Raw genomic sequence first — 26,718 nt, 5'->3', positions numbered from 1 at the left:
ATCATTCCTCTTTTACCAATACAACACATGATCAAATTGTTGAATCAATTCGGTATTGAATTGAACAAACTCGAGTTCTTGTTCACTGTTGATCACAAATGGATGCTGTGAATTTTTTTGTTCAATATAAATCGGGGTGAGATCATAAAACTCAAAGCTATCAACCATGTTGGATGCGAGTTTAAATGCATGCTTGAGTTGACTAAACTCTTGTTCGGCTTGAAGTAAGCTTAGCGCAGCATCTTTGAGCAACACTTTTACGTTACAACCGAAGGTTGCAAGCACCATGGTCGCAGAAAGACTTTCATGTACTTGTAAGCTTGCAAGATTTGCATGGGTTAAAACAACCAGTACAGATTTCACGTAATTTTCCTTTTCAATGCTACAAATGCGCGGCAATCAAAATACTTAGAATTGCAATAAACGGTCAGCAGCTTGTACGGCATCAGCAAGTTCGCCTAGGCCCACAAGTTCAAATTGCTCAGCTAGATTATGTTGCTGAATATTGTGACGCTGTGCATTTTCCTGATCTGTGATCCCACGTGCGAGCGCTGCACTTACGCAAACAGGTAAACGAATGCCGAGTTTTTGCCATTCACTGCTGAGTTTGCGCTGATCATCTGGCACCCATTGCAGAGCATTTGCCACATTTACACCATCTTGATAGAAAAAAACCCGAAAGTTTTCGCCTTTCTGCTTCAACGCTTGTGCAAGACCTAAAGCATGCCAAGCCAATATTGAAGTAGGTGAGGAGGTAATTAGTAATAAAGTACTCATCGAAATTCACTAAATGAATAAACGGTCTAGATCGACAGTTTGTTCTGAGTTCAGAAGAAAAAGCTAGTATACAATGATTTACTCAATGATCTGAATATTTACAAAGTTTTGCTTATTTAGGCAGTGAAGTCATTGCCAATTTTTCTTCAAATATAACTTTTGGTTTATTTTGGATTCAGCCTCAAGCTAACACTTTTCATAAATAAACTGTGCGGTTACATACTGAAAAATCTTTATATGAATAAAACGCAATTTTTGATTTTACAGAGTGCTATGATCTTTTCATTTTTTAAACCAACTCATGAATATAGAGAAATTTAACTTAAGTTTATTTAATTCAATCAATGCTTCGGACAATGCTTTAGATTTCACCATTTCTTTCGCTATATTTATAGCCAATGATCTATTTTATATCGTGATTCTTTTGATGTTTTTGGCTTGGTTTAAAGGCAATTTTGATATCAAAAAACAAATCGTTAAAGCCACTGTGTTTACAATTGTCGCTTTTCTAATCAGCCAAGTGATTTCAAGTTTCTTTTACTATCCTAGACCCTTTGTCTTGGACGTTGGACGCACGATTATAGAACATTCACCGAATGGATCATTCCCGAGTGATCACATGCTGTTTTTTAGTACGATTGCATTTTCTTATATATTTTCAAAGCAAAAAGCTGTCGGCTATGTATTTCTCGCATTCGCTTTTCTTGTGGCATGGTCGAGAGTCTATTTAGGTGTGCATTATCCAATGGATATGGCGGGAGCGCTGATCATTGCGGTTTTGCTGAATTTTGTTGGACTGTCTTTATGGCGAAAATATGGGTCTTATTTGGTGAGCATGATCTTAAAAGTTTACGAGTTCCTATTCTCAGCCATGATTAAAAAAGGCTATATCCGCTAAATTAAGTTTGCTAGATATTTGCGATTACAAACTTTTGCTGCTGCTATAGTTACATTGCCAACATCCTGCCAGATGAATATTTCTGATGATTCATCTGGCGTTCACATCCAGATCCTATACCTCAAAAAATAGTCAGACTGCTCAATTCAATTTGCTCATTCGATAAGATCATCTCTAATATTTTGTTGCTGTGTAATATGTTTGCAGTGAGACTATTTTTAAATATCTTCTTCTAAACGCGTTCACTCAAATGCCACGAAAACTTGTGATGTCTTCAAAATGGATCGCTAGCGAGGTCATTTGTCGTAAATCAAATACAGTTAATATCCATAACTGCAACACAGTCAAAATTCTAAAGCAGTAAGATAAAACTAGAATGCTCTTGCAGATTGTTCGGCTCATGAAAAATGCTGAGGCGAAGTTTCAAAATTTAGATCTGTAGAAAAGTTGGTGACGACACCAAGATGATGCCAAAGAGTTGTAAAAGCTTGATAACTATAAGGAGTATCTAAACAATGATTTTAGTGACTGGTGGTTTAGGCTTTATAGGCTCACATATAGCCTTGAGTTTAATGGCTCAAGGTCAAGAAGTCATTATTGTGGATAATTTATCCAATGCAAATTTACAAACACTTGAACGACTAGAATTTATTTCAGGCATGTATGTACCTTTTGTCAAACTCGATATTCGAAATACTCCCGCACTCAATAAAGTATTTGAACAATATACCGTCGATGCTGTCATTCATACGGCAGGCTTTAAGTCATTGGAAGAATCCGTCCTTAAACCACTTGAATACTATAATGATAATGTCAGTTGTATCATGAGTTTGCTGCGTGCTATGCAGCGAACAGGTGTACGAACACTGATCCATTTATCAAGTTTAGCGGTATATGGACAGTCGTCGGCAGAATTAACAGAAGACACAGAAATCAATTTTACCTATCCAAATCCCTATGTGAAATCTCAACAAATGGTGGAAGAAATTATACGGGATACGGCACGTACTGATAATGAGTGGAAAATTGCGATTTTGCGTTTAGGAAACGTCGCAGGTGCATTCGAACATGCAGTTTTAGGTGAGTTTGTTGCGCCATTGCCAAAAAATATTGTGCCGCTTGCGATGCAAGTCGGGGCTTTACAACGAGACTTTATTGAACTTCGCAAACAAGCTAAAACTGAAGATGGTACTGTGGAACGGAGTTTCTTGCATGTACTCGACTGCTGTAAGGCGGTGTGGCAATGTTTGCAATGGTTGTCGCAGCAACAATTTACTTGCGAGGCCTTTAATATTTCAGGTGAATTGGTTTCGATACAGCAACTGTTGGATACGCTTTCAGAAGTGACACAGGCGGAGATTAAGACGGTCGAATCTAGTTTTTACCCAAGCCATGAATATGACCAGCTTGGGGCAAGTACACAGAAAGCGAAAAGTACTTTTGATTGGCAGCCTGAACAAGATTTAAAGAAAATGCTAGAAGATGAATGGCGTTTCTATCAACAAACATTAAGAGGGAATTAACTCGTCTTGTTTTCGGTAAATTTAATCATCGTGCATGATTTTCTTTATAAAATCACGATAAAGATTATCAAATAAACTGCTCATAATTGATAATGGTTATTATTTACAAATCTAAGCAAGTTACCTAAACTGTATTTATCAGCAGAGTTTGATTCTGCACAGACGTTCAAGTTTTATAAATAAGGATATGAGGTCATTTATGCAAACACGTATTGAACATGACACAATGGGCGATGTTGAAGTACCTAGCGATGCGATGTGGGGTGCACAAACACAGCGTAGTTTGCAAAACTTTAAAATTGGTGGTGAACGTTTACCGCGTCCAATGATTCGTGCAATGGGACTCGTCAAAAAATCAGCAGCGATTACCAACGCAGCTTTGGGTCAAATCCCTCAGGAACTTTCTGGATATATCGTCAATGCAGCCGAAGAAGTGATCTCCGGTCAATGGGATGTACAATTTCCACTGGTAGTTTGGCAAACGGGTTCAGGCACGCAAAGTAACATGAACTGTAATGAGGTCATTGCCAATATTGCCAATCAAAAACTGGGTAATCCATTGGGTTCACAAAAACCTGTGCATCCTAATGATCATGTCAATCGTGCTCAATCGACCAACGATTCTTTCCCAACTGCAATCCATGTGGCTGCAAGTCTACAAATCAATGAGCTTTTAATTCCTGCAGTAACAAAACTGCGTAATACCTTAGAAGCTAAATCTAACGATTTTAAAGATATTGTTAAAATTGGCCGTACACATTTACAGGATGCAACGCCTTTAACATTAGGCCAAGAGTTTAGCGGCTATGTTTCACAGCTCGATCATGGTTTGAAGCGTTTAAATCAAGCTTTAGAAGGACTGTATGAATTACCACTAGGTGGTACAGCGGTCGGCACAGGTTTGAATGCACATCCTGAATATGCTGTAAAAGCAGCAGCAGAACTTGCGAAGCAAACGGGTCTGCCATTTGTAACTGCGCCCAATAAATTTGAAGCACTTGCAGGACGTGATGCAGCTGTATTTGCGTCGGGTGCTTTAAAAACACTTGCTGCAAGTTTAAATAAAATCGCCAATGACGTGCGCTGGTTAGCCAGTGGTCCACGCTGTGGTTTTGGTGAGCTACGCATTCCAGAAAATGAACCAGGCTCAAGCATCATGCCAGGTAAGGTCAATCCAACTCAAAGTGAAGCCATGACGATGGTGGTTGCTCAAGTACTTGGAAATGACACAACCATTAATGTTGCCGGTGCATCGGGTAACTTTGAATTAAACGTGTTTATGCCTGTTATTGCCTTTAACCTATTGCAATCTATTCAACTCCTCGGCGATGCATGTAATAGTTTTAATGACCACTGTGCAGTAGGCATTGAGCCAAACCGTGAAAAAATCGATCATTTCTTACATGATTCATTAATGTTAGTTACGGCACTCAATCCTGTAATTGGTTATGAAAATGCTGCGAAAGTTGCTAAAACTGCATATAAAGAAGGTAAAACTCTAAAGCAAGTTGCGGTAGAACTCGGTTTAGTCACTGCAGAGCAATTTGATGAAGTGGTTCGTCCTGAGCAAATGGTTTCACCCAATACCAAATAAATTGTTTTGAGATCATTCATCTAGAGTGTTTGAAAATAAAAAGAGGGGCTGATTCATATTCAGCCTCTCTTTTTATTGGATAACTTTTTAATTCTTTTTATCGCTGAATACTGGCTAACACATATTTTTTTGAATCATAGTCATCTTGAAATGTATGTATATAAACAGGACTGTTTATTAAAAATAGGGCAACGAACAGAATGAAGAAAGGCCTGATGATGAAGCGAGTAATTCATTGGATTGGGCTTTGAATTCATTGGCACACTTGTTAAAATGCCTTTCTTTTTCTGTTTTCGTTGCTATTTGACATTTGTTTGAATAAATATTTGCAAGACAGTGTTTTATTTAAGGATTTCCCCCAATGCTCACCATCTATTTGACAGATGTCCAAAAGAACGTTCAATTTAAAGACTATCCGGGCGAGCATCCTGTTAAATTTGTTTTGAATTTTAAAAAGATTTTCCCAAGTGTTATGGAGCTTTTGCTACCAGTTTTGCCTGAAAATGAAAATCTAGAAGAAATGAGCTGGGAATCAACAACGGCAGATTTTGAAAAATTTAAATTGCTACTCAGTGGTTGGGGCGTAATCGAACTACGTTTGAATGCTATTGCCCAATATAAAGACCGTGCTTATGCAGATAACTTGGTAAAAAAAGCACAGCAAAAGCGCAAAGAATATAAAAAAGCACAGTCAAAATTACAAACTGTTGAACTGGATTATCTATTCATGCACGAAGTTCATGGTTTAATTGATGCAGAGTTGGTTGAGCTAGGTGAAAAATTCTATCTACCGACGTTACGTGAGCTTTGGAAAAACCAAGTGTCAGCGAATGTATTAGAAGCAAAATTCTAAACTGTACAAAGTTTTAGTCGAAAAATCCTCCGCTTAGGAGGATTTTTTATATGTACAGCAGAACTTCAGATTTACTTCGACAAGTGACTGTTTCATAGTGACCGATCTAGCAAGTAAAGCATTCAAAACATTTGGAAAGTCGCGAGACTTATCATTCCAAATGTTTCTGACTCATCTGCACATTTTATTTTAAAGGACCATTTTATATGTCAAATCAGTTTATTGACCTGATTAGCAAACGTCGCACTATTTATGCTATTGGGGACAATGTAAGCCAAAGCACAGAATATTTAACTGATTTGATCCAAACAGCGATTAAACAAAGCCCGTCTTCATTTAATTCACAATCTTCTCGTGCTGTTATTTTATTTAATGGTGAAAGCGAAAAATTTTGGGACTTAGTCGCTGACAAATTAAAATCTTATGCAAAAGATGAAGAAAGTGCTGCGAAGACCACGAATAAAATGGCAAGTTTTGCAGCAGGTTTGGGTACAGTTTTGTTCTTTGAAGATTTGGATGTGGTCAGTGGTCTACAAGCACAGTTTCCGTCTTATGCAGAAAACTTTCCGATTTGGGCCGAACATTCAACTGCCATTGCCCAATTTGCGACTTGGACCGCATTGCACACCGAAGGTTTAGGCGCATCATTACAGCATTACAACCCAATTGTGGATGAACAAGCGCATGCTGAATGGGACATTCCTGCGCATTGGAAACTTCGTGCTCAATTGGTTTTTGGTTCAGTGGAAGGTGAAGCGAAAGAAAAAGGTTATATGGATGATGCAGCTCGATTTAAAGTCTTCCAATAATTGCGGTGTATAGCACTCAATTTTGATAAATAAGGAACGAAATCTAAGTTCCTTTTTTTATTGCAGTTTTATTGAAATAGATAGGGTTGGACAAGATTTTCATCCGTGAAAACCTTGTCCAGATTAGCCCATTGAGGACTGAGCTAAACGGGTGACTAGAACCAACTTTCTTGCATGTTGAGGCAAGTATCATCAAGTTCTAGCAATAACTTGGCTTGGTGCTCTATTTCAGGTAATTCCCAGCGGATAAAATATTGCGCGGCTTGTAATTTACCGGCTAAGAATTGTTGATCTTCAGCTAAATCTGAATGTTCAAATTTCACAAGAGCTTGATTAGCCATTTCAAGCCATAGCCATGAAATGATGACTTTGCCCATCATGTCTAGATACAAGGCAGAATTACCCAGTACCTGATCGACACGACCTTGTGCGAGGACTTGTCCCAAACTTTGTGTGGTTTTCTTCACCGTGTTTAAATGCCCTGAAAAAATCGCTGCGAGCGCTTCCGTTTTTGGATGTTGAGCTTGATCAATCGTATTTTGCATACGTTGTAATAACAGCATCAAACCTCTGCTGTTGTGCTGCCAAAGCTTACGACCCAACAAATCCAAAGATTGAATACCAAATGTACCTTCATGGATCGGATTTAAGCGATTGTCACGATAGCATTGTTCAAGTGGATATTCACGGGTATAGCCCGCACCACCTAAAACTTGGATGGCTAAATCATTGGCTTTTGGACCATAGGCAGAAGGGAATGATTTGACGACAGGAATAATTAAGTCTAATAACAACGCACTGTCTTCATTGTTAGTGGCTTGATGTTCATCAATTAATCGTGCAGCAAATAGGCATAATGCAAGTGCGCCTTCCACATAGGATTTTTGCGCCAAAAGCATCCGTTTAACATCTGTATGTTGAATGATATTGACAGGTTTTGTGGCAGGATTTTTATCTAAAACTAAGCGGCCTTGTGGACGGTTTTTGGCATATTCGAGCGACTCTAAATAGCCACGGTATCCAATCATGGCTGCACCTAAGCCGACACCGACTCGTGCTTCATTCATCATCTTAAACATATATTTAAGACCAGCACCTGCTTCACCAATCAGATAGCCTGTACATTGGTCTTTTTCACCAAAGCTCAGTACCGTCGATGTTGTACCTCGGTAGCCCATTTTATGTAATAAGCCGGCCAGTTGAACGTCATTGGCGCCTGCAAGTGAACCATCGCTCAGGGTTTTAAACTTCGGAACAATAAACAGCGATATACCTTTCACGCCCTGAGGTGCATCTTGGATGCGAGCAAGGACCAAATGGACAATATTTTCAGTGATGTCTTGGTCACCTCCTGAAATAAACATCTTTTGGCCTTTGATAAGGTAAGTACCATCGGCTTGTGGTATGGCTTTTGTGGTCAAATCACCCAAAGATGAACCCACATCAGGTTCAGTCATGGCCATCGTTCCAGCAAAGCGACCACTGAACATATGCGGTACAAACATATCTTTTTGTTCAGTCGTACCGAAAGCTTGAATTACATTTGCAGCCGCAGCGGTTAGAAATGAATAAGCCACTGACGATGGATTTGCTGACATGAAATAAGCATTTGCAGCCATGTTAATTAAAGTCGGAAGTTGCATACCGCCTGCATCATAATCATGCTGCGCACAAAGTAGGCCGGCATCTGCAAATTGCTTCCATGCCGTTTTGACTTCTGTAATAGTTTTAACCTGTTGACCATCAAACGTAGGTTCGTTTTGATCGGCTGTTGCGTTATGGGGTGCAAAAAAGTCTTGAGCAATACCTTGTGCAGTTTCTAGGATGCTTTTGAAGGTTTCAGCATCATGCTCAGCAAAACGTGGGTTATGCGTTAAGTCTTGCGCTTTAAACACGTCAAATAGCAAAAAATTTAAATCTTTGTCATTGATTAACTGCGCCATTGATCAATCTCTAATCGGGTCGAATTTTATGGCTTAAGCCTAGCAGTTGATTTTTAGATATAAAATTGTCAATAATGACACTTAATAAGTCAAAAATGACATTTTGATAATTTGAACTTTAAATGAAGAAAATCATAATTTTAGCATTTGATGGTGCTTTGGCTTCTGCGATAACAGGGGTTGTTGATCTCTTTGCAATGGCGGGAGTCAGTTGGAACCGGATTCAAAAACAAAATGTGCAGCGGCTATTTCAGGTTAAAATTGCCTCACAACATGGTCAAGCTGTGCAATGTATTAATGGCATCAAGCTTTATGCAGATTTAGCATTTTCTGAAATAACAGATGCAGATGTCATCATTGTCCCAACGATAGGCGCGGCGATTTTAGATGTTTTAGCGCAAAATTCAGCACTGATCGAATTATTAAAAACTCGGCAATTGCAGAGCGGACTGATCGCAGGAAATTGTACGGGTAATTTTTTTCTGGCAGAAGCAGGGCTTTTAGATGGTAAGCAGGCAACGACGCATTGGGGCTTTCAGCAAATGTTTAGTGAACGCTATCCTTTGGTGAAACTGAATGCAGATCAGCTCATTAGCCATGATCAAAATATTTACTGTGCTGGAGGTGGCTTAGCATGGTTTGATTTGGGACTGCACCTAATCGAACGTTTTTATGGTTTTGAAACGGCAATCCACACGGCAAAATCATTTGTATTGGATTATCGTCGTGATAGTCAGTTGTCCTATTCATTGTTGAAAATATCTAAACCGCATCAGGATGGTTTGGTGCAAAAAGTTCAAGATTGGTTGGAACAGCATTATCATGAAAATATTGTCTTAGATGAACTTGCGGCGCAGTTTAATGTGACAACAAGGACATTGATTCGACATTTTAAAGCGGCTTTGGATATTCCTCCCAATCAATACTTACAATCAATACGGATTGAAGCTGCACGAAAGCGTTTAGAAGAAACGGGACATGCTTTAGATCCGATTATGCGAGAGGTCGGCTATAGTGACCCAAGCTCATTTCGACGGTTATTTCAAAAAAAAACGGGGCTGAGCCCCTTAGAATATCGTCGACGTTTCAGCCGACGATTTGATGTTTAATTATAGTTTAAGCAGTTCGAACAGTATAACGACCATGTAAAATGTAGTAGGCACCAATACATGCAAAGGCAGCAAATGCGCTATACAAATACAATTGTGAGTAGCCAATATGGTCGAGCAATTTACCAATAAAGTACGGTCCAAAGCCTAAGCCGGCATCCAAAAAGATAAAGAAAGTCGAAGTGGCAAAGCCCATACGTTCAAGCGGTGCACTTTTTACTGCAACTGTTTGGCAGACCGACTGAATATTGCCATAACCGAGTCCAAGTAGGCCTGCACAAAGTAAAAGCATCCATGAACTCTGAGTGATGCTGAGCAATACCAATGCCACGCCCATAATTACAAAAGCAGGGTAGATCACTACATTTTCACCTTTACGGTCCATCAACGGGCCTGTAAATGGGCGTGAAATTAAAATCGCAATGGCATACATCAAAAAGAAAAACGAGGCTGTTTCAACCAAATCGATTTCTTTGGCATAGAAGTTAATGAAAGATAAAACGCCTGAGTAGCAGATTGAAGCGAAAAGCATGATGAATGATATCGGTAATGCTTTAGGCTCTACAAATTGAGCAATCCAACTTGGTTTTTTGACGGCTTCAACAGTATCGAGGGGTTTATTGATTTTGGGTAAATCGGGCACTTGAATCAGCAAGGCAACCAATAGGCAGCTCAATGCGATAATCGTAGAAACGATAAAAATCGCATGATAACCAATATGTAACATCATCCAAATGGCAAGAAATGGCCCAATAGCCGTACCTAACGTACTACTCATGCTGTAGTAGCCAATGCCTTCACCGCGACGTGTCGCTGGTAAGATTTGGGCAATTAAGGTACCCAGCACTGTTGATGCCATACCCATCATAAAGCCATGCATAAAGCGTATGAAAAGCAACATGCCGACGCCAAACTGAATGAAGTAAAAACCAGAAAAGACTAAAAAGCCAATTAAACCAACGATCAGTGTTGTTTTACGACCAAAACGTTCTAGGAACTTACCCACCAATAAACGCCCGACCAATGTGCCGACAATGAACAAGCCTGAAACTAGACCGGCTTGAGCAGTTGTCGCACCCAATTCAGCTACCGCATAGCCCACGATCACCACAACCAAGAGATAAAAGGTTAAAACCAATTGGAAGTTAATGGCGCTGACTAAAATAAAATTTCGAGTCCAAAGTGGTGCTTTATCTTGCATGATCATCACCTACAGTGTTTTGTTCAAGTTCTTGCATGACACGGTGTAAAATTTGAATGGAGTGTTGGATATCTTGGCTAGCTAATGGCGCGATCAGGCGCTGCTCAAAGGTATCTATGTCTTTTGCACATTGCTGAAATAACTCACGTCCAGTCTCGCTGAGCATCATTTTCTTTTGACGTTTATCGTCAGTTTGTACATGACTCAAAATATCCATCTGCGCAAGAATTTTGACACGCTTAGTGATGGATGGCTTGGATACGTTTAAATATTCAGCCATTTCAATAGATGTACAAGCGGTTTTTTCACGGATGACAAACATGACTTGCCAAAGCGAATAGTTCAATTGATAGGGCAATAAAATCGTGTTGATTTCATCACTCATCAGACGCGCACAGCGCAGAAGTGAAGAGCGGAAACATAATGAGGTATTCATGATAGTTAACTAGGGTAACTAAATTATCGCAACTTTAAGCCTAATTTATTTTGAATTCAAGTGAACAACTCAAAGCATAAAAAACAGGTATAAAAAAACCTGTGCGCACACAGGTTTTCTTGCATAACATTTCATTTAAAGTTTATCGTTCAATGCATATCGTTGAATTGATACCTTAAACAATACGTGTTTATTCTACAGAAGCTTCTGCAGCTGCAATTGCAGCATCTTCCGCTGAACTGTCTGCATTTTCTGAAATTTCTACACTTTCACCATCTGCATAAGCAAGTTCTTCACCTTCTGATTCAGCTTGCTCTAAATAAGCTGCAAGTTGTTCATCTGTTAATTCTTCAGGTTCACCTTCAGACATCATTGCTTGTTCTTGTAATTGGGCTTGTTCTAAATTGCTCATCATACTTTGCATATTGAACATCAATGGGATCATGACCAATAAATAAACAATCATCAGGATTAGATACAATGACCCAATAACTTTCTCTGTTTGTTCCGTTGGACGTTTAAAGCCATATTTATTTTCACCATCAGTGCCTTTTGCAGCCATCACATAAATGCTAAAGATGGTACCGACGAGTGGGATGAGAAAAATTAAACAGAGCCAACCGCTTTTATTTAGATCATGTAAACGACGAATCGTAATGCAGATCATTGCGACAAACATTGCAACGATGGAAACGACAATCAGAGCGATTGCACTGAGCCCTAAGAATGAATTAAAAAGTGAATCAATACTACGTTCTGCTGAATTGAAAAATGCAAAAAGACCCAGCGCGACGCTGATGCCCAATAGGCAGGTATAAATCATACTAATGATAAATAACCACGCTAAATAGGACAGGCGGCCAAAACGTCCCTCAGGAGACAGGGGATGATCGGCTTTTTGAATTTGAGGCTGAATATTTTGATCTTGTTGAAACGGATTCAATTCGCTTGAAGTAAGTTCAGTCATTATTATTCCAATTTTAATTATCTAATTTATTTTCTATACCCAAAAGGGCAGCATTATTGTATAGCGAAGTAAAAAAAGGTCAAATATTAGATATGGCTAAGTCATCAAATATTCCTTAGCCATGCTGTAATGTGGTCTAGAGCCTATGTAATTTACGATACTCTTTAGGGCGCATTGGACGACTGGCTTTCCACAAACCTTTCTTTTGTTTACGTGCTTTGCTTTGTAAATTCATCATATAGTTCAAATGCTTTTGGTCACGGATGTATTCTTCGTATACCCACGCAGCCCCACGTTTTACCATCTCTTCATTCATGCATTTACGATAGCGATAAATGACCCCAACGCAGCGGCCATAACGGTCTACATCTGTGATTTTTACGCGAACAAATTTCTTGTAAACCATGGATTTGATCAGGCGTGCAGACTCTTTACCGTAGGCTTGTGTCGATTCTGGGGCATCCACATAAGCAAAGCGAAGTTTGGTTTTAGAACGTCTTAGATTCATCCGATAGCAGGTGAGGGTATCGCCATCACTAATATCGGATACACGGCAGAGGTAAGATTTTCCTTTCTTAAAAGGCTGGAAAAAATCCTTTAAGAAAATGGTGACTTTATAGAGAACATAAACTGTGATCAGGCACAGTACTGCACCTAAAGCCATGAGCCAATTCGCGGAGAGATTTGAAAGCATACAAAATGATATGAACGAGCTCATATCGCATAAAAACAGGAATTTAGATTTTATAAGAACTCATGATTTATGGCTGTCGAATAAACCGACGGTCAGTTAAAAATACCATAAATAATCAGCATTTGATCTATAAATATACAGCAAGTTTCATCACGCAAAATTCAATCTAAATCCATGTAAATAGCCTAAGCAAATATTTTAGAAATTTCGCTTCGCAAAAAAACATGCCGTGAATTTAATTCCAAATCATTATGCCAATACATTCCTAGTTTAATTTTCGGCAAGTCTACAGGTACATCAAAAATATTCAGTTCGGGAGCAACATGTAAATGCGTCAAAATATTTTGCGGAATCGTTAATATTGCCTTGGGTTGCTGTGCCAAAATTTGTAGCGCAGTAGAGTAATGCTGACAGCGTAAAAAAATCTCTCTAGAGTGTTTTTTACGATTTAAATAAATATCCTCGACTAATACACCTGCACGTCGGGAAGAAACCCCAATGTGAGGAGCAGAAAGATAAATAGACTCATCCATCTTAGGGTGTTGACTACAAATCACGAATTGGTCTTCAACTAAGGTTTGAAAATTAATCTTTTCACCAAAGTTTTGCTCAAGGTCAATCGCAAAATCAATTTGCTGTGCAGCAAGGTCAGCCACAATGGTTTTGCGGTCTAATTTGATACTGGAAAATTGAATCTGAAACTGCTGCTGTTGAAAGTGTTCAACTAACTTGGGAAAAATGATCGGTTCAATTTCATCATGTACCGCAATTTTCAAGCTCTGTACCATTGAAGGAGTAAATTGTTGTTTTTGGATAGAAATGCTTTGAATCGCAATAAGCGCATTTTTAATTACTGGATAAATCTGCTCAGCAAATGGGGTCGGAAGCATTTTTGCTCCAGCACGTACAAATAAGTCATCTTGTAAATGTTGTCTTAACCGTTGAAGTGCATGACTCGCTGCAGACTGAGTAATACACAAAATTTGCGCAGCTTTTGAAATGCTTTTTTGTTCATAAATTGCGATATACAGCGGATATAAATTGATATCCATACGGTGGAAAACACCCATATCGATGACGGTATTTTTATGAATACTATTCATGTTCATCTATTGAATTAAATCATTTTGTTCATATTAGATTTCAGGTTATGGTGTTGTAAAGCGTAAAGAACATAATATTTAAAGGATATTGTCATGTTTGAACTTTCAGCACGTGCACAAGATTATATTGAAAGAACAAAAAAATTTATTAAAGATGAAATTGAGCCTGTAGAAACTGAGTTTTGGGCAGAAGTTCATGAGTTGAACCAAGGTGGCGATTGGACCAAATGGCAATGGCCGGCACAGTTAGAGGTTTTAAAGGATAAAGCCAAAGCTGCAGGCTTATGGAATATGTTCTTACCTTGTCCTGAACTTGGGCAAGGCTTATCTGTACAAGAATATGCGCACATCGCAGAACTTTCAGGCCGTAGTTTACTTGCACCTACAGTATTCAATTGCAATGCACCAGACAGCGGCAATATGGAAGTGATTTGGCGTTATGGTACCGAAGAACAAAAGCAGCAATGGTTAACACCATTACTGGACGGAAAAATCCGTTCAGTATTTTGTATGACAGAACCTGCTGTTGCTTCAAGTGATGCAACCAATATGGAAGCAACGGCTGTCGTTGAAGGCGACGAAATTGTGTTGAATGGACGTAAATGGTGGTCTTCAGGTTTAGGTGATCCAAATGCCAAAATCATTATTTTTATGGCGCATACACCAGATGAAAGCAAAGACCGTCATCATCAGCATTCAATGGTTTTAGTACCAGTTGAAACTGCTGGAGTCAAAATCGAACGTATGCTTCCAGTATTTGGTGACTATGATGCACCACATGGACATGGTGAAATTAGCTTCACAAATGTTCGTGTTCCTGTTGCAAATTTCATTGGCGGAGCAGGTCAAGGTTTTGAAATTGCACAAGGTCGTTTAGGCCCAGGCCGTATTCATCATTGTATGCGTTGTATTGGTGCTGCCGAAAAATCGCTAGAACTGATGATTGACCGCGGTATGAGCCGTACTGCTTTTGGTAAAGAAATTTTAAAACTTGGTGGCAATTTAGAACGCGTAGCAGAAGCACGTGTTGCGATCGATCAGGCACGTTTACTGACCCTTTATGCAGCATATAAAATGGATACTCTAGGGAATATGGCTGCATTAACCGAGATTTCTGCAATTAAAGTAGTTGCGCCGAGTGTCTTAGAAAAAGTTGTCGATATGGCGATTCAAATCCACGGTGGTGCTGGGGTTTCTCGAGATACACCGCTCACAGGTTTCTTTGCGCAAGCACGTTCACTACGTCTAGCTGATGGCCCTGATGAAGTGCATAAAGGTATGATTGCTAAATTAGAATTGGCAAAGCGCGGTTACAGCAGCCGCCGTAAAAAATAAACAAGTTGTAGTCACATATTTGGCATGGCAACCCCGAGTTGTCCATGCTATAAATCTATAGAAAATTATATTTTTATCATCATGATAGATTCAAGTTTAGGAAGAAAAGCATGTCAGTGATCGATGTAGGCGGTTCAGTTCGTGAGGGTGAAGAACTGGATGTCCGTGCTGTAGGTAATTGGTTGATTGAACATGGCGTTGAAATAGAAGGGCCTGTTGAAGTCACTCAATATTCAGGTGGTGCATCAAATTGGACTTATCGCTTAAAATACGACAATGCTGATTTAATTTTACGTCGTCCACCGAAAGGCACCAAAGCCAAGTCTGCACATGATATGGCACGTGAGTATAACGTTCAGAAGGCATTATCTGAATTTTATCCTGTACTCCCTGAGATGGTGGCACTATGTCAGGACGAATCAATTATTGGCTGTGATTTCTATGTAATGAAACGCGTAGAAGGTATCATTCCACGTGCAAACTTACCCAAAGAAATTAATTTTGATGAAACTCAAGTTCGAGCGTTGTGTACCAACGTCATCGATAAGTTAATTGAACTGCATCAAGTGCCTTATGAAGGCACCGCTTTAGAAAAAATAGGCAAGGGCGACGGATACTGTCGTCGTCAAGTGGAAGGTTGGGACGCACGCTTTGAAAAAGCCAAAACATTAAATGTTCCTTCTTTTAAATATGTCCGTAATTGGCTCAAAGACAATATTCCTGCTGACTCTAAAACCTGTGTAATTCATAATGATTGGCGTTTTGATAACGTGATTTTAGATCCAAATGATCCTACCCAAGTGATTGGCGTATTGGATTGGGAAATGGCAACACTTGGTGATCCATTGATGGACTTAGGTTCGGCTTTGGCGTATTGGGTTGAAAGTGGCGATAACGCAATTTTTAAAGCCACACGCCGTCAACCGACTAATCTAAAAGGCATGTTTAGCCGTAAAGAAGTGGTTGAATATTACTTAGAAAAAACTGGGCTTCAAACGGACAATTGGACATTTTATGAAGTGTTCGGCATTTTTCGTTTGGCTGTGATCGCACAGCAAATTTATTACCGCTACTACCATAAACAAACCAATAATCCCGCATTTAAAGATTTTTGGATTGTGATCCATGCTTTACATATTCGTGCATTAAAACTTATTGGTTTGCAAAAACTTGAAGCCAATGACGTGGCACAAAAATATATTGAAAAAATGAAGGATATTTTAGGGAAATGACCACGATATATTTAATTCGGCACGGTCAGGCTTCTTTTGGTGCAGAAAGCTATGACAAGCTTTCTCCCAACGGTGAGCTACAGGCTAAGGTGCTGGGACAGTATTTCGACCGTATTTTAAAAGAAAGTCCTTATGTGGTTGCGGGCTCAATGCAACGTCATCAACAAACAGCCAATCTTGCATTGGCTGAATGCTTTCCAGAAGCACAAGTTGATACAGATAACGCGTGGAATGAATTTAATCATCAGCAAGTTTTTGCTCAATATGAACCTCGATTTAACCAGCCGCATTTATTAAAAGAAGATGTATCTAAGCATGAAAACCCGCGTGCTTATTTATCTAAAATTTTTGAAGGTGCCATTGAACGTTGGACAGGCGGAGAATTTCATCATGAATACGATGAATCTTGGCCACATTTTAAAAATCGAGTCGAAACAGCGCTAGATAAGTTATGCAGTCAACTGGCTGAAACCAAACCGCGTTATGCCGTTGTGTTTACTTCAGGTGGAGTGATCTCGGTTGCAGTAGGTAAAATATTAGGGCTGAGTCCAGAAAAAACATTTGCACTCAATTGGGCTATTGCCAATACCAGTATAACAACACTGCGTTTAGTCGGAAATGAACCGCAATTACTCAGTTTAAATGAACACCATTTTATAAAAGCAGTTGATCCAAATTTATTGACTTGGATCTAAGATAAACAAAGGAATTATCATGGCTAAAACAATTTTAATTACAGGTGCAAGCTCGGGAATTGGTGCAGGAATGGCACGTGAGTTTGCACAAAAAGGCTATAACTTGGCCATTTGCGCACGTCGTTTAGAGCGTCTAGAAACACTAAAACAGGAATTGGAAAGCCAATATGGCATCAAAGTGATTGCGAAAACCCTCGATGTCACAAATTACGATCAAGTGTTTGAAGTGTTCCGTGCCTTTAAAGCAGATTTTGGCAGTATTGACCGTGTTATTGTCAACGCAGGTGTTGGTGAAGGCCGTCGTATTGGTAAAGGTAATTTTGAAATTAACCGTGCGACAGTTGAAACCAACTTTATCTCTGCTTTGGCGCAATGCGAAGCTGCAGTTGAAATTTTCCGTAGCCAAAATGCAGGGCATTTGGTGGTGATTTCTTCAATGAGTGCTATGCGCGGCATGCCTAAACATTTAACGGCTTATGGTGCAAGTAAAGCAGGCGTTGCTGCTCTAGCTGAAGGTATTCGTGCAGAGCTGATTGATACCCCAATTAAAGTAACGACTATTTTCCCTGGTTATATTCGTACGGAGATCAATGAAGGTGCGAAAAAACTGCCATTTGAAGTCGATGAAAAAACGGGTTCACATCTTTTAGCAAAAGCCATTGAGAAAGCACCGGTTAAAGCCTATGTACCACAATGGCCGTGGTTGCCTTTAGGTCTTGCGATGAAAGTATTGCCATTGAAGATCGTGAATAAATTGGGTTAAACCTTTATGTAATAATAAAGCTCCAATATTGGGGCTTTTTTATTCTCAAATGATCTTCACCATCCTCTGTAGGTTAAAAAGGAATACATAAAACCTGTGATGAAAAGACATTAAAAGCAGCCGATTTTGCAAAGAAAAAATGGAGTAATTACTCAGATTATTTATAAATAAGATATTGAAAATAAATAAAATGTTGAATATTTGAACAGACGATGATTTGTTCTCAAAATAGCGATTTCCTTTTTTTTAATTTGCTTTAATGTACAACTGTTCATTAATTTTTAGGTTTGTACTATGTCTATGTCTTCCGATATGACAGATCAACAGCGAATTAACAAAGTCAGAACTGTTGTAACGAAAGCTGGTGAAGACTTACGTCAACAGTATCCCATTTTAAAACATCAAAACTTTATAGGCGCAGCCATCCTTATTTTTGCGCTACTAGGAATGTTGGGTTCAGCGTGGGCGTTTGCTGTTGGCATTTTACCGGCATGGGCTTGTGTGATTTTAGTGGCGATGTTTGCTTCACTGACACATGAATTAGAACATGACCTGATTCATTATATGTACTTTAAAAAGACGCCGTGGGCTCACCATCTCATGTTGGCCTTGGTGTGGTTAGCACGTCCGAATACCATTAGTCCTTGGGCACGTCGTCGTTTGCATCTCAACCACCATAAATATTCAGGTTCAGAATACGATTTGGAAGAACGGGGCATTAGTAATGGCATGGCGTGGGGTTTACGTCGTATATTGGTCATTAGCGATCAATTGATGACGGTTTATTTGCGCCCATTTCAAATGTTCAAGATGATTAGGACATTCATTGAAAAACAACCTGAAAAAGAACGTAAAACGGCATTGTTCTCTCAATTGACTGGATTTTTTCCTTTAAGTTTTGTTTATTACGGCATTTGGTATGTATTTGTCATTTATCATGTGGTGAATGGTATTGCTCCCATGTTAGGACAAAGTATTAGTTGGTCAGTCAATTTAGTGAAATTAATTCCAACGATTAATTTTTTAGCTGTGATTTGGATTATTCCGAACTTTATACGTTCTTTCTGCTTACAATTTATCAGCTCAAATATGCATTATTATGGCGATATTGACCCACGCGATGTTATTAAACAAACTCAGGTGTTAAATCCGTGGTGGTTGTTCCCAATGCAATTATTTTGCTTTAACTTTGGTTCGACCCATGCCATCCACCATTTTGTGGTCAAAGAGCCGTTTTATATTCGTCATCTAACCGCAAAAACTGCACACCAAGTCATGCGTGAGGTTGGTGTACGTTTCAATGATTTTGGAACCTTTAAACGCATAAATCGCTGGAATTAAATCAGTACTAGCTTCAAAAAAAGCCCTCAATTGAGGGCTTTTTTATGATCTAAACTTTTATAAATTACTTGTGTGCAAAAAAATGCTTGAGCGCATCTTGCAAGGCAACTTGCCATACCGCGTAGGAATGTCCGCCGATATATGATTGGTAATGCACATCATGACCTTTATTTTTTAAATCGGCTGCAACAATAGGTGAAGTCTCTAAAATACTCAGTTCATTATTATTTCGAGAGTTTTCATAACTATTGGCAGTAATAAACCAATGCTGTTTAGGTTGTGAGGTTTTATCACGAATGATTTTACTCATGCCATTAGGGAAGTCTGTCGGCGCATTTTGCCACCAAAATGATCCAGATAACGGTACGACATGACTAATTTGATTTGGATTTTCTAAGGCTAAATAAGCTGAACTTAAACCGCCAAGACTTGACCCAAGTAGTACCGTTTTCTTCGAATCGACTTTTGCAGGTGCATTTTTTTGAATCCAAGGCATCAGTTCATCACTAAAAAAAGCTGAAAATTTAGTATTTGGTGTTAATTCTTTCGGTCGTTCCTGATCGTTCGGTGGAGAAACAAATATGACTTGAATTGGCGGTAACTGACCTTGCTCAACTAATATATCTAATGCCTTTGGAGCATTCAGCAACTCGTTATATTGCTGACCATCAAAAAATATAGCGGTGATATAGCTTTGATTTTTCTTAGCTTTAGATTGGTAAATTTGGATTTTACGTGAGTTATTCAAAATTTTGCTGTCTAAAGCAAACTCTTGTAATTGGGGCGGGTTCACATTTGGATATTGTTTTGGATCAATAAAAGGCGCGGCATCTTTAAGCGCCACTAAATTTTCATTACGCAAGCCTGATGTGTCATCACTTGCGAGATAAGTGTTTTTGTTGAAAGGATCAATGCGTTGTACTTGTATCACAGCACGACGCTGCGTTCTTGATTCTTTAAGTTTAGGATTCAGATGCGGACAATAATTTGACAGATAACCTTCTAAGTTCGGTAAGTCGACAGCAAAGCTATAACTGCCAATATAACGATGATCAATAATCGATTCTTTAAACCAAATATCGGTATTTGGTAGGCGTGTTAACCATTCATGGTCATTACTCGGGCCACCAATAAGGCGTACATTATGCTGCGCACCTTTCCATAAAAAAATTATACGGTCATGTTTTTCATCATAGTTTTCAATGATTGGTGTACCTATAAGCTCTACACGCTTCCAAAAATCTTCAATAATTTGAGCATGTTGTTTTGGATTTTGATTTAACTGATGTTGTAGGTTTAATAATATTTGGCTTTGCGCTTTGACATCTTCACATGCAGCAGCATAGGGAAAATGTTTTTTTTTTATTGTATCGGTTAAAGCGGGTGAATTTTGAGTTTGGGCAAAAGCAGAAGTAACAGCAAAGCTAATTGAGCAAGCTAAAAAAAATGGGGAAAGTTTTTTCATTGAAATAATAAAATAGGTAGAATGAAATCAGATAAATGATAATCATTATTAATAGAAAAAACTAGCAATATGCCGCAGAATGGTGCTTTTAAAAAAAGAAAATGTAGAAAAATAACAATAGAGTCAATGCTTTGTTTTTTAAACTAATTAAAATAATGCAGTCGACAAGCTCTCAATCATTGCTAAATATTATGCTACTCAAAGTATCAACACTGCTGCTGTTACCTGCATTACTGATCCAAGGTTACCGTGTGAAAAAAAATACCCCACGTTTAGCAGAACCGGTGGGAGAGCGCTGTGGAATAATTGGTCAGGGTAATCGGCCATTATCGGTATTAATACTAGGTGATTCAGCAGCAGCAGGTGTCGGCGTCGAGCATCAGTCGGATGCGCTATTGGGACAATTGCTTAAAATTTTATCGCCTGATTATCAAGTTCACTATTGCCTTGAAGCCACAACGGGACATAACAGCCAGCAAATCATCAATGCTTTGGACAATGTCACTACGCAGAACTTTAATGTCGTGATCAGCTCTGTTGGTGTCAATGATGTCACAGCTTTAAAACAGCCAGACCAATGGTTGAACCTCCAGCAGCGTTTATATCAAGCTGTCGAGGAAAAGTTTCATCCACAGCTATTGATCATTTCAGGTGTGCCACCAATGGATGCGTTTCCAGCTTTACCGTTTCCATTGTCATGGCTGTTTGGACAATATTCTCAGAAGATGAATGCGCTGTTAAAAAATTTTATTAAAACAAAGCCTAATACGAGGCTAATTGAATACGATTTACAAGAATATCGTGAAAAAAATTTACAAATGGCAAAAGACGGCTTTCACCCGAGCAAAGAAATTTATCAGTTATGGGCTGAAAAAATAGCAAAACAAATCACTGAACAATTTTCATAGACATTTTATGATTCAACCACTGGGCGAAGTTAAATCTACATGAGCAAAGATATTTCCGACGCGAATCCGCAAATCGAAACGCATCCTTTAGCGCCATTTTTGCCATCAAATGGGAAACTCTTGATGCTAGGGAGTTTTCCGCCACCTAAAATACGCTGGAAAATGGATTTTTATTATCCAAATTTTCAAAATGACATGTGGAAAATCTTTGGCCTATGTTTTTTTCAGGATAAAAATCATTTTCTCAATCTAGAGAGCAAAACTTTTAAAGAACAGCTCATTCGAGATTTTTTAAATGAAATAGGCATAGGCATTTTTGATACGGCCTATCAAGTGATTCGTTTGAAAGGCAATGCGTCAGACAAGTTTTTACAGATCCATCAGCAAACCGATATTGCGAAGCTTCTTACGCAGATGCCGAATTGCCACAGTATTATGACGACGGGAGACAAGGCGACTGATACTTTGATGCTCTCGATGCCAGAAAATACGGAAAAACCACACATTGGGCATGCTGTTCGTACCGAATTTGCAGGCAGAGATTTGACTTTATACCGCATGCCATCATCATCTAGGGCTTATCCACTGGCACTGGAAAAAAAAGCCGAAGCCTACCAAAGCTTATTTAAAGATATAGGCTTCCTTTAAGTAAGTTTTCGGATTTATGAAATGCCTTGAATAAAATTTCTTATTTAAACAGGCAAACATTCAATGATTAAAACGTGGCATCTTAATAATGGATAAACATCAACTCCTTAGCCATCATATTCAACATAATCCCAAAGGTTTAAACGCGCTTTAATTTCTTTGCGAATATGAGGCAGCATAGGTAGTAAAGTACCATCGATCCATAAACTCAGTGTCTGAGATGAAACTTTTTTGTTTGCATCATCTAAAATTTGTGCGCCTTTCACGATCACCAAAGTTTCTTCGCTAGCTGCAGTTTCAATGCCTTTAAATAAAAGCTGTAATTCATGACCTGTATCTTGGATTAACCATTCCAACTCAATTTGGATATTGTGATTAGATTTAAGCACAGCTTGCCCTTCAATCATGTCATTGTCAGATAAGCAGTCATGCTCAACCCGAACTTTCGACAAAAACCATTCTTGATGACCAAGTTCAGGAAGTGTCGTAAAAGGCGTTAAAATATCACTTAAATTAAATTGGCGGCTTAAATCAAAAAATTGCATTAGAAAACTTTAGGAGGAGATAAAACAAAATAAGAGGTGGATGTTAAAGCATCATCAAGTGTGAGTAAAACCTTTGCTTTTATTGAGATATTTTATGTATAAATAGCATTCAATCTATCTAAATTAAGTCTAAGAAAATGAATTGTGAAAATAATAAACACATAACCGATGTGCCCAGCCCTATAGACTTAAAAGATACAATCGAAGCTAAACAATGGGCCGCTGAAGTGAATCTTAAACGACCGTGGCGTTATGACATCTTTCAAATGTATGTTGACTCTATTTGGGCTTTCAACCCGAATGCCCGTGTACTTGAACTGGGTTCAGGTCCAGGTTATTTGGCTGAATTTTTAATTAATCATTGTCCAAATATTCACTACACAGCATTTGATTTTTCCGAAGCTATGCATGACTTGGCAAAAGGAAAACTAAGTGTAGCGCAACGCTTAAAATGCAATTTTATAACAGGGGATTTCAAACAATCGGATTGGGAAAAATCTCTTCACTTCAATGAAAAAAGTACCTTTGATGTGATTATTATTCATCAGGCCTTACATGAATTGAGACATAAGGCGTATGCAGCAGAGTTTCATCGGACTGTAAAAACGTTGTTAAATACACAAGGCGTGTATTTTGTATGTGATCATTTATATGCAGCACATGCTCAGCAAAATCATGAGTTGTATAAGTCAGTTGAGGAACATTTAGCAGCGCTTAAAGCAGCCAATTATGGCCAAGTGGAATGTCTTGGCGAAATCAATGGTTTGGTTATTTTCAAAAGCCAGCACTCATATAAACGAGACTGACCAAGAACATCTTCGACTTGATCGAACTTTTCAGATTATTTCAATAAATAGCCTCGATGAGGAAAATTTAATCATTTAGCAGTGCATTGTCATTACATCATCCATTCAATCGGGAGGTATGACACTGCTTTTATGCTAAATCTTTGGAATCGGGTTGTTTCAGGTTCATGGGTATAGGTTTTGGTTTTTCCATTTTTTTGATGCTCTAACCAAATGATTTCGCCATTTTTATCTAGTTTTAATTCATACGCAATTTGCGGTAAGTATTGGTTTAATGCGGCAGAAATATCATTTTGTAATCGATCAGATTTCACGACAAGGCCAACTTCCGAATTTAAATTTGCGGAACGTGGATCAAAGTTAAACGATCCAATAAACACCATTCCGTCGATATCGAAAAATTTTGCATGCAAACTAGAGGCATTTTTGCCTTTTGCAGGGATGATATTTCCCGTCATGACCTCATACCATGTGCGTTTTGAACGCTCTATATAAGGTTTAAATTCATATAGTTTCACGCCATTTTCGAGTAAATCTTTGCGATATTTTTGATAAAACGCATGAACGACAGCGACGTCATTGGCTAAAAATGAATTGGTTAACACACGGACTTCTACATTTTTGCCTGCAAGACCCGTCAGAAAGTCAGTTCCTTGTTGCGTGGGAACAAAATAAGCTGAAACCAATTCCATACGTTCCTTGGGCTGTCCCATCAAAGTAGAAAATTGGTTATAAATTAATTCTTGCTCTTTAGCCTCACCACGAATTTTATTCGGACTATCTGCAATAAAATGAGCTTCAGCCCAGTTCACCGGTCTAAGTTTAAGCTGAGCCGCCAGTTGTTGCTGTGCATAGTTAATGCGCTGTTGATCTTTAGTCAACGTTGTAGAGTTTTCTTGGTACGTTTGTCTTAATTGATTTAAGTCTTCTTTTGTACCTGCACCAATCCATTGCTGAACAGAATAACTTAAATCATCATTCCAAAAGTTCAAAAACACTTGATTGGCTTGTTGAATGGCTTCCCCATAGAAAAGGATGTCCAAATCTGTAAATTGAAAACTTTCACTGGCATCAAAATATTCATTACTGATGTTACGACCGCCAGTTACGCCCATAAAACCATCGGCAATAATTAATTTATTATGCATACGATGGTTAATGTGCTTTAAGCGAAATCCATAATCAATGACACGTAATTTTCTAAATTTATAGGGATTAAACAGTTTGATTGAAATGTTGGGATGAGCTGAAAGGGCTTGTAAGGTCGGATCGAGTTTCGTCCCGTTTTGATCATCAATTAGTAGCCTTACTTTTACCCCACGGTCAGCGGCATGCAGTAATTCTTGAAACATCAGATGCCCAATAGCATCATTTCCCCAAATGTAATATTGCAAATCGATGGTGTATTTTGCATTTCGAATTAAATGTAGGCGAGAAGCAATGCTTAAGAAAGCATCATCTAAGGCTAAATAAGCCGTTTGTTTTTGTTTTAATTTTTCAAAATCCGTAGCAGACGTAATCCATTTTTCTGCATGTGATTGTATAGGGACATCTTTTTTTGACTGATTGCTAGGTAAGCTGCATCCAGTTAATAGGCTGATCGAAACAGTTAAACCGACAGTACAACTTATTTCACGTAATTGTATCATTCGAATAGCATTAATCATTCCTTGAAAAAATTCATCATAACATCATGTTTTAAGGTTGTATCTAGGCTTAAAAAGAGGTTACTGTAGCTCATCTGTTACTATAAGCCATACAGGATGTTTTTAGACATGAAATCACGTGCAGCCGTTGCTTTTGGACCGGGTCAGCCTTTAGAAATTGTTGAAATTGATGTGGCACCACCTAAAGCAGGTGAGGTTTTAGTCAAAATTAGCCATACAGGTGTGTGTCATACAGATGCATTTACATTGTCGGGTGATGATCCTGAAGGCGTATTTCCAGCAATTTTAGGGCATGAAGGTGCAGGTGTTGTGGTTGAAGTCGGTGAAGGTGTGACTTCAGTGCAACCGGGTGATCATGTTATTCCACTTTATACCGCAGAATGTGGTGAATGTTTATTCTGTAAATCGGGTAAAACAAATCTTTGTGTATCTGTACGAGCGACACAAGGGAAAGGTTTAATGCCGGATGGCACAACACGTTTTTCTTATAATGGTCAGCCGATTTATCACTATATGGGCTGTTCAACATTCTCTGAATATACTGTGGTTGCAGAAGTTTCTTTGGCAAAAATTAACCCTGAAGCGAACCACGAACATGTATGTTTGTTGGGTTGCGGCGTAACAACAGGCCTTGGTGCAGTTAAAAATACCGCTAAAGTTCAGGAAGGTGACTCAGTTGCAGTCTTTGGTTTAGGTGGTATTGGTTTGGCTGTGGTACAAGGTGCTAAAAAAGCCAAAGCAGGTCGTATCATTGCCGTAGATACCAATCCTGACAAATTCAAACTGGCTGAAGAATTTGGCGCTACAGATTTTGTTAATCCAAAAGATTATGATCGTCCAGTTCAAGAACTGATTGTAGAAATGACGGGTTGGGGCGTCGACCATTCATTTGAATGTATTGGCAATACCAATGTGATGCGCTCTGCTTTGGAATGTGCTCACCGTGGTTGGGGGCAATCTGTGATTATTGGTGTGGCAGGTGCAGGTCAAGAAATTTCAACCCGTCCATTCCAATTGGTTACAGGTCGTACTTGGAAAGGCACTGCTTTCGGTGGTGTTAAAGGTCGTTCACAATTACCGGGTATGGTAGAAGAAGCCATGTCAGGCGAGATCAAACTTGAACCATTCGTGACCCATACCATGGGGCTGGATAAAATCAATGAAGCCTTTGATTTAATGCATGAAGGTAAATCAATTCGCTCTGTTATACATTTTGAAGATTAAACTTTGATTTAAATATTAATGCGTTAATTTTCACTATTTAAAAACTAGGCTTTTGCCTAGTTTTTTTATTTGTGTCGTTATAACAAATCAAAACTTCAAATTAGGATTTGCAAAAAGTGACAGATTGTTAGACATAAAATGATAAAAAATGCCAAATGATAGATTTTGTCCCGAATTCACAT

General features: G+C 38.7%; 26 protein-coding genes. 15 read left to right on the top strand and 11 right to left on the bottom strand.

The genetic code is table 11. The features are described 5' to 3' along the window. Positions 1-12: 12 nt before the first annotated feature. Both FTT85_RS08925 and tusD read right to left on the bottom strand, forming a co-directional pair. Positions 13-363, bottom strand: a complete 351-nt coding sequence (locus FTT85_RS08925; RefSeq protein ID WP_111884337.1) for a hypothetical protein — start codon at positions 361-363, stop codon at positions 13-15. Between the two features lie 45 nt (positions 364-408). Continuing rightward, positions 409-777 (bottom strand): sulfurtransferase complex subunit TusD, encoded by a 369-nt coding sequence (gene tusD / locus FTT85_RS08920; protein WP_078190984.1) that lies wholly within the window; start codon positions 775-777, stop codon positions 409-411. Between the two features lie 301 nt (positions 778-1,078). On the opposite strand from tusD, the gene FTT85_RS08915 reads away from it, so the two are divergent. From FTT85_RS08915 to FTT85_RS08895, 5 genes are all read left to right on the top strand, one after another. Then, the gene (locus FTT85_RS08915) at positions 1,079-1,675 is read left to right on the top strand and encodes a phosphatase PAP2 family protein (protein ID WP_180003743.1); all 597 of its coding nucleotides are present in this window, start codon (positions 1,079-1,081) and stop codon (positions 1,673-1,675) included. A 515-nt stretch (positions 1,676-2,190) separates the two neighbouring features. Continuing rightward, the gene (locus tag FTT85_RS08910; protein ID WP_180023610.1) at positions 2,191-3,198 is read left to right on the top strand and encodes an SDR family NAD(P)-dependent oxidoreductase; all 1,008 of its coding nucleotides are present in this window, start codon (positions 2,191-2,193) and stop codon (positions 3,196-3,198) included. Between the two features lie 199 nt (positions 3,199-3,397). Beyond that, positions 3,398-4,792, top strand: coding sequence for a class II fumarate hydratase (gene fumC, locus FTT85_RS08905; RefSeq protein ID WP_180183359.1), 1,395 nt, complete (start codon positions 3,398-3,400; stop codon positions 4,790-4,792). A 361-nt stretch (positions 4,793-5,153) separates the two neighbouring features. Then, positions 5,154-5,645, top strand: a complete 492-nt coding sequence (locus FTT85_RS08900; RefSeq protein WP_180183358.1) for a hypothetical protein — start codon at positions 5,154-5,156, stop codon at positions 5,643-5,645. Between the two features lie 206 nt (positions 5,646-5,851). Beyond that, positions 5,852-6,454 (top strand): nitroreductase family protein, encoded by a 603-nt coding sequence (locus FTT85_RS08895; RefSeq protein WP_180183357.1) that lies wholly within the window; start codon positions 5,852-5,854, stop codon positions 6,452-6,454. A 155-nt stretch (positions 6,455-6,609) separates the two neighbouring features. Here the strand turns inward: FTT85_RS08895 and FTT85_RS08890 are convergent, their stop codons facing one another. Next, entirely contained in the window at positions 6,610-8,397 is a 1,788-nt protein-coding gene (locus FTT85_RS08890) for an acyl-CoA dehydrogenase (protein ID WP_180183356.1), read from the bottom strand. Between the two features lie 122 nt (positions 8,398-8,519). Here FTT85_RS08890 and FTT85_RS08885 point away from each other — a divergent pair, with 122 nt between their 5' ends. After that, on the top strand, positions 8,520-9,506 hold the full coding sequence (locus FTT85_RS08885) for a GlxA family transcriptional regulator (protein WP_180183355.1): 987 nt from the start codon (positions 8,520-8,522) through the stop codon (positions 9,504-9,506). Positions 9,507-9,513: 7 nt separating this feature from the next. Here the strand turns inward: FTT85_RS08885 and FTT85_RS08880 are convergent, their stop codons facing one another. The 5 genes from FTT85_RS08880 to FTT85_RS08860 form a co-directional block, all read right to left on the bottom strand. Continuing rightward, positions 9,514-10,713, bottom strand: a complete 1,200-nt coding sequence (locus FTT85_RS08880; protein WP_180183354.1) for an MFS transporter — start codon at positions 10,711-10,713, stop codon at positions 9,514-9,516. Further along, positions 10,697-11,143, bottom strand: coding sequence for a MarR family winged helix-turn-helix transcriptional regulator (locus tag FTT85_RS08875; protein ID WP_180183353.1), 447 nt, complete (start codon positions 11,141-11,143; stop codon positions 10,697-10,699). The genes FTT85_RS08880 and FTT85_RS08875 overlap by 17 nt, the downstream gene beginning before the upstream one ends. A gap of 190 nt (positions 11,144-11,333) precedes the next feature. After that, positions 11,334-12,110: a DUF805 domain-containing protein gene (locus tag FTT85_RS08870; RefSeq protein WP_180048921.1), complete on the bottom strand. Its 777-nt coding sequence runs from the start codon at positions 12,108-12,110 to the stop codon at positions 11,334-11,336. A 136-nt stretch (positions 12,111-12,246) separates the two neighbouring features. Next, a complete protein-coding gene (locus FTT85_RS08865; protein ID WP_180183352.1) occupies positions 12,247-12,804 on the bottom strand; it encodes a thermonuclease family protein in 558 nt (185 codons plus the stop codon). Between the two features lie 185 nt (positions 12,805-12,989). Further along, positions 12,990-13,907, bottom strand: a complete 918-nt coding sequence (locus FTT85_RS08860; RefSeq protein WP_180183351.1) for a LysR family transcriptional regulator — start codon at positions 13,905-13,907, stop codon at positions 12,990-12,992. A gap of 93 nt (positions 13,908-14,000) precedes the next feature. Between FTT85_RS08860 and FTT85_RS08855 the strand changes: the two genes are divergently transcribed. The 5 genes from FTT85_RS08855 to FTT85_RS08835 all read left to right on the top strand — a co-directional run bounded on the left by FTT85_RS08855 (position 14,001) and on the right by FTT85_RS08835 (position 19,273). After that, entirely contained in the window at positions 14,001-15,242 is a 1,242-nt protein-coding gene (locus tag FTT85_RS08855) for an acyl-CoA dehydrogenase family protein (protein ID WP_180003722.1), read from the top strand. 110 nt (positions 15,243-15,352) lie between these two features. Then, positions 15,353-16,474, top strand: a complete 1,122-nt coding sequence (locus FTT85_RS08850; RefSeq protein ID WP_180183350.1) for a phosphotransferase family protein — start codon at positions 15,353-15,355, stop codon at positions 16,472-16,474. Beyond that, positions 16,471-17,169: a histidine phosphatase family protein gene (locus tag FTT85_RS08845; protein WP_180183349.1), complete on the top strand. Its 699-nt coding sequence runs from the start codon at positions 16,471-16,473 to the stop codon at positions 17,167-17,169. Before FTT85_RS08850 ends, FTT85_RS08845 begins: the two co-directional genes overlap by 4 nt. Positions 17,170-17,188: 19 nt before the next feature. Further along, a complete protein-coding gene (locus FTT85_RS08840) occupies positions 17,189-17,932 on the top strand; it encodes an SDR family oxidoreductase (protein ID WP_078190968.1) in 744 nt (247 codons plus the stop codon). Positions 17,933-18,226: 294 nt separating this feature from the next. Beyond that, positions 18,227-19,273 (top strand): fatty acid desaturase, encoded by a 1,047-nt coding sequence (locus FTT85_RS08835; RefSeq protein ID WP_180183348.1) that lies wholly within the window; start codon positions 18,227-18,229, stop codon positions 19,271-19,273. A gap of 64 nt (positions 19,274-19,337) precedes the next feature. On the opposite strand, the gene FTT85_RS08830 is transcribed toward FTT85_RS08835, so the two are convergent. After that, a complete protein-coding gene (locus FTT85_RS08830) occupies positions 19,338-20,738 on the bottom strand; it encodes an alpha/beta fold hydrolase (RefSeq protein WP_180183347.1) in 1,401 nt (466 codons plus the stop codon). 191 nt (positions 20,739-20,929) lie between these two features. Here FTT85_RS08830 and FTT85_RS08825 point away from each other — a divergent pair, with 191 nt between their 5' ends. Together FTT85_RS08825 and FTT85_RS08820 are read left to right on the top strand one after the other, a co-directional pair. Continuing rightward, complete coding sequence (locus tag FTT85_RS08825; RefSeq protein WP_180183346.1) at positions 20,930-21,646, top strand: SGNH/GDSL hydrolase family protein; 717 nt, start codon at positions 20,930-20,932, stop codon at positions 21,644-21,646. A gap of 39 nt (positions 21,647-21,685) precedes the next feature. Beyond that, positions 21,686-22,294 (top strand): uracil-DNA glycosylase family protein, encoded by a 609-nt coding sequence (locus FTT85_RS08820; protein WP_180113996.1) that lies wholly within the window; start codon positions 21,686-21,688, stop codon positions 22,292-22,294. 107 nt (positions 22,295-22,401) lie between these two features. On the opposite strand, the gene FTT85_RS08815 is transcribed toward FTT85_RS08820, so the two are convergent. Further along, positions 22,402-22,839: a hypothetical protein gene (locus tag FTT85_RS08815; protein ID WP_180183345.1), complete on the bottom strand. Its 438-nt coding sequence runs from the start codon at positions 22,837-22,839 to the stop codon at positions 22,402-22,404. A gap of 137 nt (positions 22,840-22,976) precedes the next feature. Here FTT85_RS08815 and FTT85_RS08810 point away from each other — a divergent pair, with 137 nt between their 5' ends. Next, the gene (locus FTT85_RS08810; protein WP_180113994.1) at positions 22,977-23,645 is read left to right on the top strand and encodes a class I SAM-dependent methyltransferase; all 669 of its coding nucleotides are present in this window, start codon (positions 22,977-22,979) and stop codon (positions 23,643-23,645) included. A 92-nt stretch (positions 23,646-23,737) separates the two neighbouring features. Here the strand turns inward: FTT85_RS08810 and FTT85_RS08805 are convergent, their stop codons facing one another. Continuing rightward, a complete protein-coding gene (locus FTT85_RS08805) occupies positions 23,738-25,294 on the bottom strand; it encodes a phospholipase D family protein (protein WP_180183344.1) in 1,557 nt (518 codons plus the stop codon). A gap of 126 nt (positions 25,295-25,420) precedes the next feature. Between FTT85_RS08805 and FTT85_RS08800 the strand changes: the two genes are divergently transcribed. Then, positions 25,421-26,536 (top strand): S-(hydroxymethyl)glutathione dehydrogenase/class III alcohol dehydrogenase, encoded by a 1,116-nt coding sequence (locus FTT85_RS08800; protein ID WP_180183343.1) that lies wholly within the window; start codon positions 25,421-25,423, stop codon positions 26,534-26,536. Positions 26,537-26,718: the final 182 nt, after the last annotated feature.

Origin of the sequence: Acinetobacter sp. YH01020, from assembly GCF_013420275.1 — a bacterium.
In the GTDB taxonomy this organism is placed as follows: Bacteria; Pseudomonadota; Gammaproteobacteria; order Pseudomonadales; family Moraxellaceae; genus Acinetobacter; species Acinetobacter amyesii.
This window is presented reverse-complemented; position numbering and strand designations above follow the sequence as displayed.